The following is a 12,361-nucleotide window of genomic DNA, read 5'->3' as shown; positions in this document are numbered from 1 at the left end:
TTACACAAAATCAAATTTTCTGAAATAAAATTCAAAAAAAGAGTAATGCAGAACAAACTTATAGTAGTACAGATCCTAGTACTCTATTTATCTAGAAATTATATGACTATTTTCGATAATCGAAGTATTTAAAGTATGCTGGTATTTTTTGACCACTCAAATCTTGTACACACATACCGACAAATGTTCCAGTAAAGCGGATATAATGTGAATCATCGTCTGAAAGATGACTTATGTCGATTCGATTTCCAATCTTTTGCCAACGGTTATCTTCTGTTGAATAATAAAATTGTAACCATTGATGATCAAGCTTTGCTTTTAATCTGATTAATCCAGATTCTAATGGGATATCTTCATTTAGTAGTTCATTATACTTTCCATGTTTCGTTTCAATAATGCCCAAACATTTATTTATATTTTCATCATGTGTCACTCTAAGATAAACATAATCTTCTGTATCATAATAAAAAATAAGTCCTGCCATTTGCTGAAAATTTTCTGGTTCAAATTCTAATGCTGTTTCTACTTCAACTTGTAAACTATCTAATCTTCGAGCTATCATACTCTGACGATGTGTTGATTGCATTGATTCGCCCCCGGTTACACGCAGGTACCCTGGACGTTCAGTTAAGGAAACCCAGTCTTCTGAAAAAGGTCTTCTTAATGAGTTCCAATACTTCTTCAACTGTTTCTCCTTAAAGTCATCAAAATTACTTTCCTGTTTAAATGGATATAAAGGAAGATTTGGACCTTCGACTTCTTTCTGTGGATTTGGACCTCCCACTACACGAATCCAATCATCCTCTGTCCAATAACACTTTTGCAGGGCTGTTTCTCGACCCAATATACACTTTTTATCCACCACCGGTCTTGCACATAAATGGGCCAAATACCATTCCCCATCTTGTGTTTCTACTAAGCTACCATGTCCTGCTTTTTGTAATTCGTTCATATCTTCCTGATTAGAGGTCAATATTGGATTTGTTGGGTCTAGTTCGTAGGGACCAAATATGGACTTTGATCGTGCTACAGATACAGCATGAGTGTACCAAGTCCCTCCTTCAGCAGTCATTAAATAATAATATCCATTTCGTTTATAGATATGTGGAGCTTCAGTGACTCCCAGCTCCGAACCTTTAAATATATTTTTTCTTGGACCTATAAGTTTCTTTCCTTCTACAGAATACTCTTGAATGACAATCCCTGCGAAAGAATTACGCCCCTTACGAAAATCCCAAAGCATATTCACTAGCCATTTCCTACCATCATCATCGTGAAATAGAGACGGATCAAATCCACTGCTGTTCAAATATGTCGGTTCCGACCAAGGACCCTCAATATTTTCTGCGGTAACTAAATAATTGTGAGTATCTTTAAAAGCACTCATTCTAGTTTTCACATCTGTATATACCAAATAGAACAGCCCATCTGAATAACTTAAACAAGGTGCCCATACTCCCCCAGAATCAATATTTCCTATCAAATTTAACTGAGAGGTACGAGTTAAAGGTTGACCAATCAATTTCCAGTTAACTAAATCTTTTGAATGATAGATTTGTACACCCGGATACCATTCAAAAGTAGATACAGCAATATAATAATCATCTTCTACCCTTAATATTGACGGATCTGGATTAAAACCTGTCAATATCGGATTTTTTATTGTATTTCTCATAAAACACCTCCTGGCAGTTCATTTTAATCAAGCCAATATATAGACAATCTATAAATACTCCTTCAAATTTTCTACATTTACATATTGAAGGATCGTTTAAAAAGGGTATAAGCTAAATGATGACTGTTGAATTCTTTTTATCACCTATCATGATTGCTTTCTAACGCTCAAACTTTCGATATCCAAGTATGTTATTGGTTAAAAAACATCATCGTTATACTCATCAGAATAATCAGAAAAAAATATGTAAAGTAATCCCATCACTTCTATTAATGAAAAGTTGTTATATAGATTTATTGTGAAACCCCTTTCATCAATAGCTTAACAAAACGGATATTGTTTGTCTAGTATACAAACTAAGTTTTTCAAGTGAAGAAAAGAGACTATATCTTATTTCTAAGACATTTATATAAAGCAAGATATTCATAAAGTAGAATTAATAATTAAAATGGAAAATTTAAATGTCTCCATATAACAACTGGAGACATTTAAATTTTCCTATATCATACTATTTTCATTTTATGTGTCTTACCTTTGTGTCTTTGCAAGGATCCTATATTAACGTCCTATACTCCTAGATATACTCGTGCTTCATACGGTTTGAGTGTAAATATTTGGAAATTATCCCCATCTATTTTATAGTTGCTAATTAATAACTCGTTTGCGTAAAACGGAATATCCTCTGGAAATTTAAATGGAATGTTTTCCTTGCTGAAATTTGTAATCACCAACAATTTTTGACCTTTATATGTTCGTAAATAAGCAAAAACCTGTTCGTGTTCCGGTAGTAGGAGCTGGTAGTCCCCATATATAATGATCGGGTATTGTTTTCTAAGTTGAATTAATTTCCGATAATAATGGAAAATTGAATTCGGATCTTCGATTGCCTGGTTTGCGTTAATTTCGTTATAATTTTGATTCACCTGAATCCACGGCTTTCCTGTTGTAAATCCTGCCTGTGGTTTATCGCTCCACTGAAATGGTGTCCGGGCATTGTCCCTACTTTTTGCATAAATCGATTCCATCACTTGTTCCGGGTCCTCATTACCTTCGATCACTTTTTCTCGGTAAAAATTTAAAGTTTCAATATCTCTATAATCCTCAATCGAATCAAAGCAGATATTCGTCATGCCAATTTCCTCACCTTGATAAATGTAAGGTGTCCCCTGTAGCATATGCAGACATGTCGCAAGCATTTTTGCAGATTCAACCCGATATTCTTTGTCATCTCCAAATCGTGAAACGATCCTCGGTTGGTCGTGATTGTTCCAATACAAACTGTTCCAGCCGATTCCATTGAGTCCATTTTGCCATTTGGTAAGGTTTTTCTTTAAATCAATAAGCCTAAGGGGTTTTAAGTCCCATTTGCCATATGGTCCAGAATCAAGACTCATATGTTCAAAGGTAAACACCATATTCAATTCTTTTCTTTCTGGATTTGTATATTTTTTCGCTTCTTCTACATCAACACCAGGCATTTCGCCAACGGTCATCACATCATACTTGGACAGTACTTGTTCGTGCATTTCTTGCAAAAATTCATGAATACGCGGACCATTTCGATAATATTGGCTGCCGGAAGCATATATTTCTCCCGGCATAACCTTTCCGTCTGGTAATCCTGGAGCTTTAGAAATAAAGTTGATAACGTCCATACGGAAACCGTCAATTCCTTTATCTAGCCACCATGTCATCATTTTGTATATTTCTTTACGCAGTTTCGGATTTTCCCAGTTTAAATCCGGTTGTTTTTTGCTAAATAAATGCAAATAATATTCATCCGTCACAGGATCATATTCCCATGCGGATCCCCCAAAGTTGGACCGCCAATTATTCGGTTCTTTTCCATTCTTTCCAGGTCGCCAAATATAATAATCTCGATATGGGTTATTCTTAGATTTTCTTGCTTGTTTGAACCATTCATGTTCGTCAGACGTATGATTAACAACGAGATCCATAATGATTTTCATTCCACGAGCATGGATGTCAGTAATTAATTCATCCAAGTCGTCCATTGTTCCGAATTCATCCATAATTTTTTGATAGTCGGATATATCATATCCATTGTCATCATTTGGTGATTCATAAACAGGAGAAAGCCAAATAACATCTACTCCAAGTTTTTCTAGGTAATCTAGCTTTTTAATTATACCTCTAATATCGCCGATCCCGTCCCCGTTGCTATCAAAGAAACTACGCGGATAAATCTGATAAACAACACTTTCTTTCCACCAATTTTTTTGCAATATGAATCCTCCCACCGTGGCTAATTTTTTACTCGTCTTGCAAAATCAACAAATCGAAATTTATCCGGGCGGTGCCTCGATTCGGTAAATTGAAATAAATTAGCATCATCCAAATAGACTTGGCTTCGGATGACAACCACATTAGAAAAACCTTCTAGATCGAGGAGTTCACGATCCTCATCCGTTGGGTTTTCCACGACAATTTCTTTTTGTGCAAATCCAATGACAAGTCCTAACTCATTTTCAATATAATTATAAATGGATCCTTGACAAATTTCTTCTGTTAGTAAAGGTAAATATTGATCATTAAAATAATCTTTATCTAAAATTACCTTTTCGCCGTCTATTTCCCGGATCCGGTTTACGTTCCATACCCGATCATGTGGATCAGTTTTTAAAAATTCCATCGACTTATTATTCGGATCTAAGTATTTAATAGAATGAACAATAGTCCGACTGTTTAACTCTAATTTGCCCGCTAATTCTGTAAAACTTTCAATGCCGGAAACAGGAAATGAAAATTTATTCCGATCAATTATCATAGACCCTTTTCCTTGGATCTTCTGAATATAGCCGTTTTGAGACAATAAATCTAATGCTTTACGGATGGTTTCTCTAGAAGTTTCATATTGACTGGCCAATTCATTTTCAGATGGTAACAGTTCTCCTATCGACCATAAATTGGATTGAATTTTTTTCACTAAATCATTGTAGATGTTTAAATATTTCTTTTGCATGCAGTTATCCCTTCCAATAATAGACAATCGATTCATACGGCCGAAGTTGCAACTGATCCAGCTTACGTGGTGAATCTTCATAATTTGATAGTAGGATTTCAGGTTCCTTCTCTTCCTCAAATTGCAAATTGACGACCGCATCTTTTCCGTAAAAATTACTAATCACGAGTAATTTTTCGTTTTCCCAATTTCTAGTATAAGCGAAAATTTGTGGATCAGCATCCAAAAGGAGTTTGTAATCACCGTATGTGATAATATCATATTGTTTCCGCAATTGGATTAACTTCTGGTAATGATAAAAGATGGAATTTGAATCTTCGAGTGCATTTTCTACATTGATTTCCGAATAGTTGTCTGCAACTCCAATCCAAGGAGTTCCCTTTGTAAACCCTGCATGACGTTCTTTTGTCCATTGCATCGGCGTACGACCATTATCGCGGGATTTTTGCTGCAATATAGAGATAATTTCTTCTTCGTTTTTTCCTTCTTCTTGCAAAATTTTGTAGGCGTTTAAAGACTCGACATCACGATATTGATCAATGGATGTGAAATTAGGATTCGTCATACCTATTTCTTCACCTTGGAAAATATACGGTGTACCTTGCATCATGAACAGAGTGGTCGCTAGCATCTTCGCTGACTCACGATGATATTCACCATCATCCCCAAATCGTGAAACTACCCGAGGCTGATCATGATTACACCAGAATAAGGCATTCCAGCCTCCACCTTTATGCATGCCAACTTGCCAATCAGATAAAATCTTTTTTAACTCCAAAAAGTCAAACGGTGCTTTCGTCCATTTCTCCCCATTTGGATAATCCACTTTTAAATGATGGAATTGAAATGTCATCGACAGTTCTTCACGTTCCGGATTCGTATATTTAATACAGCTTTCCAGATTGGTAGACGACATTTCCCCGACAGTAAGCATATCGTATTTCGAGAAAACATTCCGGTTCATTTCATGCAAAAATTCATGGATCCGCGGTCCATCTGTATAAAATCTACGCCCATCACCGATATCATCATCAGGGAAATCTTGATTTTTAGAAATCAAATTAATGACATCTAGACGAAAACCATCAATTCCTTTTTCTGCCCAAAAGCGCATCATATCGAATATTTTTTCTCTTAACGCTTCATTTTCCCAGTTCAGATCGGCCTGAGTAACATCAAACAAGTGTAAATAATATTGTCCGGTTTTCTCATCAAACTGCCAGGCAGGTCCACCAAATTTTGACTGCCAGTTATTCGGAAGACCACCATTTTTTGGATCTTTCCAAATATAGAATTCTCGAAAAGGATTGTCTTTGGATGATCTCGCCTGTTTAAACCATTCATGTTCAGTGGAGGTATGGTTGACAACTAGATCCATAATTAGTTTCATCCCACGTTTATGTGTTTCTTCCAACAACTGCTCAAAATCTTCCATTGTTCCATAGGACGGGTCAATCGCATAATAATCGCTAATATCATAGCCATTGTCATTTTGAGGAGATTGGTAAATTGGCGTTAACCAAATGACATCAGCACCTAATTTTTTTATATAATCAAGTTTTTGAATGATCCCTTGAATATCACCAGTCCCTGATCCTGTCGTATCATAGAAACTTTTTGGGTAAATTTGATAGACCGTCGACCTTTTCCACCATGCTTCTGTTTTCATCATAATATATACTCCTTTCAAAACGATTATGAATAAAAATAGATAGATGCCTCAGCTCCTTCGTACCATTTTAAAACGAAAGAACTAAGGCAAATATTTTTAAATAACAATGCATTTAATTTTCCAGTTGTTTCCGTTTTGCAATAATAAATGTAATGATAAATGGAACCACGATTACAATCAACATTCCAATGAAAAAGGCTCCTATGCTGTTGGATATTGATAAAAATCCTGGAATTCCACCAACACCGATAGAGGAAGCTTGTACATTACTTACTGTAATGAGAGCACCGGCAATTGCTGCTCCGATAATTGCAGCAATAAATGGATAGCGATATTGTAAATTAACCCCAAACATCGCTGGTTCTGTAACCCCTAACCAGGCGGATATTCCAGAAGTTCCTGCTAGTCCTTTTAACTTTTCATTTTTAGTAGCAAGAAACATTGCAAATACAGCAGATCCCTGGGCTATATTGGAAAGTGCTACGATTGGCCATAGGAAAGTCGAACCTGTACTACCGATCAATTGCAAGTCTACGGCAAGAAATGTGTGATGCATTCCAGTAATAACTAAAGGAGCATAAAATAATCCATAAATTAGACCACCAATGAGTGGAACTGCCTCGAAGATAGCAATTAATCCGTTTGTTATCCAGTTTCCAATTGTAAAGGTAACTGGCCCAATGACAATAAATGCTAAAAATCCAGTTACAAGAAGAGCAACAGGTGCAACGACTAACAACTGTAAGGAGTCAATTACTCGTTTTCTTAACCATCTCTCAATACTTGCTAACACCCATGATGCAACTAAAACAGGCAACACTTGTCCTTGATAACCCATCATGTTTACTTCAAAACCGAAAAGATTCCAAGTGGGTGCTTCACCTTTTGCTGCCGCAACCGCATAATCACTTGCAGGCATTAAGGATGGATGTACAAGAATCAACCCGAGTACAATCCCTAGTAACGGATTTCCACCAAATCGTTTTACTGCCGACCAACCAATTAGTGCAGGTAAAAATGTAAATGCAGTATTGGCTATTACGTTAATCATATCCGCTACGCCAGCCCAAGAAGGATACATTTCAATGATCGGCTGATCTGTAAATATCGGGTTAACTAAGATATTATTTAGCCCCAGTAGTAAACCTGCCATAACAATGGCCGGTAAAATTGGAATGAATATATCAGCAAGTACTTTAATTCCTCGTTGAAGCGGATTCAATTTTTGACCGCCAGCAGCTTTTACTTCTTCTTTGGTCGCTTCTTTAATACCTGTTTCATGAACTAATGCCTTGTATACTTTATCTACAGTACCTTGACCAATCACAATTTGAAATTGTCCATTTGCAGAAAACGTACCTTTTACAACATCTATTTTTTCTAATTTATCTTTGTCTACAATGTCTTCATTGTCTAATGCAAAGCGTAGTCTTGTAACACAATGAGTTGCTGCATTAATATTTTCGATTCCACCAATCGCTTCAACAATTTGCTTTGCCTCTTCGCTATATTCCATACCAGATTGAGTGACTACTTTTTCTTTTGAGCTCTCTTCAGATTGACCTTTCAACGTGATTTCCAACAATGTTGATTCCCCGGCGATCACCGTACCATCATTGGTTTTTCTAATACTTTGAACTAGCTCACCAGTTGTAATAATGACCGGAGTAATATGACTTGCTGCTTTTTTCTTAATTAGCTGTAAATCAAATGTCAACAACAGATCTCCAGCCTTAACCTTATCCCCTTGCTTAACATGCATATCAAACCCTTCACCATCCATGTGAACGGTTTCTAAACCGACGTGAATAAGCAATTCCATACCTGAAGCGGTTTTTAAACCAACTGCATGCTTCGTTGGAAACGTTACGACAACTTCTCCATCTACCGGTGCAACCACTTTACCATCTGTCGGTTCAATGGCCAGTCCATCCCCCATCATCTTCTCAGAAAATGTCTGGTCTGGAACATTTTCAATTGCGACAACCTTACCAGTTAGCGGCGCTACCAAAGCTATTTTTCTTGCTTGATTTGCCATGTTTTTCACTCCAATTCTTAATTGCTATTGTTATATTTCCCGTCATAAAACAGTAGTATCCTTATTTTGGTTAAAAGACACAAATACGCATTAATAAAACAATAAAAATATTCAACAAAAAGCGTACGCTCTCAACTTTTAAAAGATTATTTGGTATGAAAGAACTTGTATACATGTTCTAGTCTGAATTTATATATACAAGAAATCGTTTTCTATTAACTTGTATATACATGTTCTAACTATAGTTTATCTTGTATATACAAGTTTTGCAAGTGCTTACAATTAACATTTTATGGAAATATAGGAAAAAGTTCTGAAACAGCCATTAGAAGGATAAAGAAAACACAATAGTGTAAACCTAAATTATTAATATTTTAGAAAAAATATTTTGTAATGACATGTCATCTTCTTAACCTATTAAAACACTTTCTCATATAAATTAAGCTTTATATTTGTTTTTTAATGTGGCTCTTATTAACTTCTAACTTTTTGATTGTATAAATTAGGTAGAAGTATTAGAGGAATGTTTTAATAGAAATTGTTATAGTACCGTCGGGATATAAAGAATGTTTGTGGCTTCAGCAATGAAACGTGTTGATCCATCGATTGAAATGGGTGTTTTACCAATGATCGATGGAGGAGAAAGTTTTGCGAAAACTCATTAACATAAAAGGAGGAGAATTGATCTATAAAAAAGTGACAGGACCAGTTAGCAAGAAGATTCACAGTCATTTTAGGATATATGTAGAGAGTGGAAAACGAACTGCCTGCTTTGTCAGTAACAGGATTAAAACTAGTACCTCGTAATAAAAGAACCCCTTAAAAACAACTACTTATAGCGTTAGGAGTTGGCTGTGATGATCTAGGTACATCTGATGGTGAATCGGGTATGATACAAGCTTTAGGCGTTCAATTAAAAAACAACTCCTAACCATTATGGATTTAGGAGTTGTTTTAGTAAATAACAAACTTATGGACGAACGGCAATCTCTCCACGACAAATCGTATACTGGATATTTAAGTCATTGTCTACTAGTAAAATATCTGCATCTTTACCGACTGTAATACTCCCTTTCCGATCATATATTCCAATTTGTTTAGCTGGATTAACGGAAGCCATTTTGACCACATCATGAAGTGAAACACCATTTAATCCAAACATTCTCCGAACACCATCATCCATCTTTAAAATACTACCAGCGAGTGTACCGTCTTCTAGTACCGCACGTTCATTATCTACTTTTACTGGCTGGTTACCTAATTCATAGTCTCCAGGAGGCAGGCCTTTGGCACGCATAGAATCGGTAATTAGAATAATTCTATCACTACCAACATTATCATAAATGAGCTGAAGCATCTCAGGTACAACATGGATCCCATCTGCTATTAATTCAGCTCGCAATGTATCTAATAGAAATGCAGCACCTACTGCACCGATATCCCGATGATGAATTCCATTCATCGCATTACATAGATGTGTCAACTGAGAAACACCTTGTTCAACAGCTTTCTTAATCTCTGCAAATCCTGCACCGGTATGTCCTGCAGATACGTTAATCCCATGTTCTTTTAATGTATTGATAAATGACCCATCTATGTCATGCTCTGGAGCCATCGTAATTGTTCGGATTTTATTACCTGACAACTCCTGCCATCTTAAGAAAAGATCAATATCTGGTTCTACAATATATTTTAAAGGTTGCGCACCTGCCTTGGATTTCTCTACAAAAGGTCCTTCTAAATGGACACCAATCATTTCCGCAAAGGTCGGTTTATTTTGATAGCTTGCAATTGTTTGTAACGCTTTTTCAATATTTTCAGGTGCTTGTGTGATCGTGGTAGCTAAGAAACTCGTTGTGCCTTCTTTTGGTAAAAATGAAGCCATTTTATCTAATGCTTCCTCGGTTGCATCCATCGTATCTGCTCCATTGGCTCCATGGATATGGCCATCTATAAACCCCGGAATGGCAGTAAGATTCGTAGCATCAATAATTTGAACATTTTCAGGTATATCAATCGGCTTATCTTGCTCTTCGTAAATCGCGCTTATCTTTCCGTCTGCTATAAACAAGCCACCTCTTATAAGGGTACCGTCTTCTAAAAAAATAGTTGCATTTTTTATAAAAGTGGTTGTATGCATATGTCATCATTCCTTTCCACCATTAGATTACCAATTACATATATAGATGTCTATACATATTGTCTTCTGTACAATTTTACCTTTATTTGATAAACTAATATTAAAATTAACGATAGGAGAAGGGATATACATGATTAATAAAAATTCACCGATTCCTATTTACTATCAATTGGAACAGGAAATCCGCCGTATGATCGAAAAAGAACTTTCTCCTGGTGATATGCTGCCATCCGAACGGGACTTTTCAGAAAAATACGATATTAGCAGAATGACCGTTAGACAAGCCATTGCAAATTTAGTCAAAGAAGGATTGATTTATCGTCAAAAAGGGAGAGGAACCTTTGTTGCAGAACGAAAATTTGAACAAGACCTCTCCGGATTATCTAGTTTTAGCGAAGATATGAAAAAGCGAGGACTTACTCCTTCAAATAAATTAATCAGTTTTAAAACAATTACTGGCGATCCTTCGCTTTCTTCTAAACTAAAGATCGATTTAGAAAGTGAAATATATAAAATAAAACGAATTCGACTGGCGAATGATGAACCCGTCGCATTAGAAACAATATACACACCGAAGGCAATAGTTGGTCAAATCGAAGCGCGAGATATCACTACCTCTTTTTATGATTATATTGAAAAAAAACTCAACTTAAAAATTGCTTATGGTACACAAACTATTGAGGCCTCTCTTGCAAGAGGAGATGAGATTGATTATTTAAACATCAAAAAAGGGAAACCTGTTCTCGTCATGCGTCGAATCAGTTTTCTACATGATGAACAAGAAACACCGATTGAATATGTTAAATCTGCATATCGTTCTGACAAATACAAGTTTATTATCCAAATGAAACGTGATTAATGAATAGGCACCTTTTGAAGTTTTTTAACTCCAAAACGAAAGGTGCCTAAACTTTATCGAAGGATTGAGCTGGCCATCCGAAAATATGTATGTCTTTTACCCCGGATGGTAATCGAGTAATCCATAATGCGCTCTGGAACAGCTATACCGTTCATTCCAGCATCTCCAATATGATGAATGTCTGCTCCTGCCATTTTGTTATACAAAGCAATCTGTTGAATTGTTTCTTTATCAGCACCCTCTTGACTTGTTCCAATCGTACTTAAAACAAGTGCTCCACTTTCATGAATAGCTTCAACTAATTTTTCCGTCTTCGCTAACGTCGTTCCAGGTACCGTCCCAACCCCTGGCACTAATACAATATCTGCCCCTGCAGCAACAAATGCTTTAACTGTTTCTTCATTAACCAGCGATTCATTAGCCCCTGCTCCATGCATTTTGCCAGCGATTATTAATAAACCTAATTCATTCGCCAACTTTGTGCTTTCTAAAATCGCTTTATTGGTTACACCAGTTTTAGGATTTCCCGTCAAACAAACAAAATCCACCCCTAATTCAACAGCCTTTTTTAGCGATGCCGCTGTTGCTTTTCTTCCCTCCGGTAGCTCACTCAATGTTTCCATCGCTTCCGCTTCTGGATCAACAGGTTCTAAATTAATTCCAACCGGTCTTCCAACTAGTTTTTTCAATTGTATAATCGTATCTGCTGCTTTAACATTTTCCAATCCTTCTATTTTCGGCTCATTTACATCAAAAACATTCAGTAATATCAGGTCGGCCCCAAATGCTGATGCATATTCAGCATTGGTCAGCCCTGGATATAACGGGGTAGTATGGCACATCACTTCGGCAACCAACGTTCTTCCTTCTGCTGCCCTAATCGACTGGAGTAAATCCTGTTTATTCATTTTTGCAAAGTCTGATGCAGTACAGTTTAATATACGTTTCATTTAAATAAATCCTCCATTGATTTTTACTTACACAGAGCTTAAAA

At 36.3% G+C, this 12,361-nt stretch carries 8 protein-coding genes; 1 reads left to right on the top strand and 7 read right to left on the bottom strand.

The annotated features are described in order from the left end of the window. Window positions 1-106: 106 nt before the first annotated feature. The 6 genes from OEV82_RS03670 to nagA form a co-directional block, all read right to left on the bottom strand. Window positions 107-1,675, bottom strand: coding sequence for a glycoside hydrolase family 43 protein (locus tag OEV82_RS03670; protein WP_263061066.1), 1,569 nt, complete (start codon window positions 1,673-1,675; stop codon window positions 107-109). Between the two features lie 566 nt (window positions 1,676-2,241). Beyond that, on the bottom strand, window positions 2,242-3,921 hold the full coding sequence (locus tag OEV82_RS03665; protein ID WP_173660525.1) for a glycoside hydrolase family 13 protein: 1,680 nt from the start codon (window positions 3,919-3,921) through the stop codon (window positions 2,242-2,244). 20 nt (window positions 3,922-3,941) lie between these two features. Beyond that, on the bottom strand, window positions 3,942-4,658 hold the full coding sequence (gene treR / locus OEV82_RS03660; protein WP_173660523.1) for a trehalose operon repressor: 717 nt from the start codon (window positions 4,656-4,658) through the stop codon (window positions 3,942-3,944). A gap of 4 nt (window positions 4,659-4,662) precedes the next feature. Then, window positions 4,663-6,327 (bottom strand): alpha,alpha-phosphotrehalase, encoded by a 1,665-nt coding sequence (gene treC, locus OEV82_RS03655; RefSeq protein ID WP_173660529.1) that lies wholly within the window; start codon window positions 6,325-6,327, stop codon window positions 4,663-4,665. A 115-nt stretch (window positions 6,328-6,442) separates the two neighbouring features. Next, the gene (gene treP, locus OEV82_RS03650; protein WP_263061064.1) at window positions 6,443-8,368 is read right to left on the bottom strand and encodes a PTS system trehalose-specific EIIBC component; all 1,926 of its coding nucleotides are present in this window, start codon (window positions 8,366-8,368) and stop codon (window positions 6,443-6,445) included. A gap of 970 nt (window positions 8,369-9,338) precedes the next feature. Continuing rightward, complete coding sequence (nagA, locus tag OEV82_RS03645; protein WP_263061063.1) at window positions 9,339-10,508, bottom strand: N-acetylglucosamine-6-phosphate deacetylase; 1,170 nt, start codon at window positions 10,506-10,508, stop codon at window positions 9,339-9,341. Between the two features lie 130 nt (window positions 10,509-10,638). Here nagA and OEV82_RS03640 point away from each other — a divergent pair, with 130 nt between their 5' ends. Next, window positions 10,639-11,367, top strand: coding sequence for a GntR family transcriptional regulator (locus OEV82_RS03640; protein ID WP_263061061.1), 729 nt, complete (start codon window positions 10,639-10,641; stop codon window positions 11,365-11,367). A 53-nt stretch (window positions 11,368-11,420) separates the two neighbouring features. Here OEV82_RS03640 and OEV82_RS03635 read toward each other — a convergent pair whose 3' ends face one another. Further along, window positions 11,421-12,317: a DUF7916 family protein gene (locus tag OEV82_RS03635; RefSeq protein ID WP_173658653.1), complete on the bottom strand. Its 897-nt coding sequence runs from the start codon at window positions 12,315-12,317 to the stop codon at window positions 11,421-11,423. Window positions 12,318-12,361 lie beyond the last annotated feature (44 nt).

The organism is Pallidibacillus thermolactis, assembly GCF_025660415.1.
Classification (GTDB): domain Bacteria; phylum Bacillota; class Bacilli; order Bacillales; family Caldibacillaceae; genus Pallidibacillus; species Pallidibacillus thermolactis.
Note: the sequence above shows the minus strand (reverse complement) of the source record. Positions and strands in the feature narration are given on the sequence as shown.

Coding starts and splice junctions, on each gene's coding strand:
- OEV82_RS03670 (WP_263061066.1), bottom strand. CDS start 1,675: ATGAGAAATACAATAAAAAATCCGATATTGACAGGTTTTAATCCAGAT.
- treR (WP_173660523.1), bottom strand. CDS start 4,658: ATGCAAAAGAAATATTTAAACATCTACAATGATTTAGTGAAAAAAATT.
- treC (WP_173660529.1), bottom strand. CDS start 6,327: ATGAAAACAGAAGCATGGTGGAAAAGGTCGACGGTCTATCAAATTTAC.
- treP (WP_263061064.1), bottom strand. CDS start 8,368: ATGGCAAATCAAGCAAGAAAAATAGCTTTGGTAGCGCCGCTAACTGGT.
- nagA (WP_263061063.1), bottom strand. CDS start 10,508: ATGCATACAACCACTTTTATAAAAAATGCAACTATTTTTTTAGAAGAC.
- OEV82_RS03640 (WP_263061061.1), top strand. CDS start 10,639: ATGATTAATAAAAATTCACCGATTCCTATTTACTATCAATTGGAACAG.
- OEV82_RS03635 (WP_173658653.1), bottom strand. CDS start 12,317: ATGAAACGTATATTAAACTGTACTGCATCAGACTTTGCAAAAATGAAT.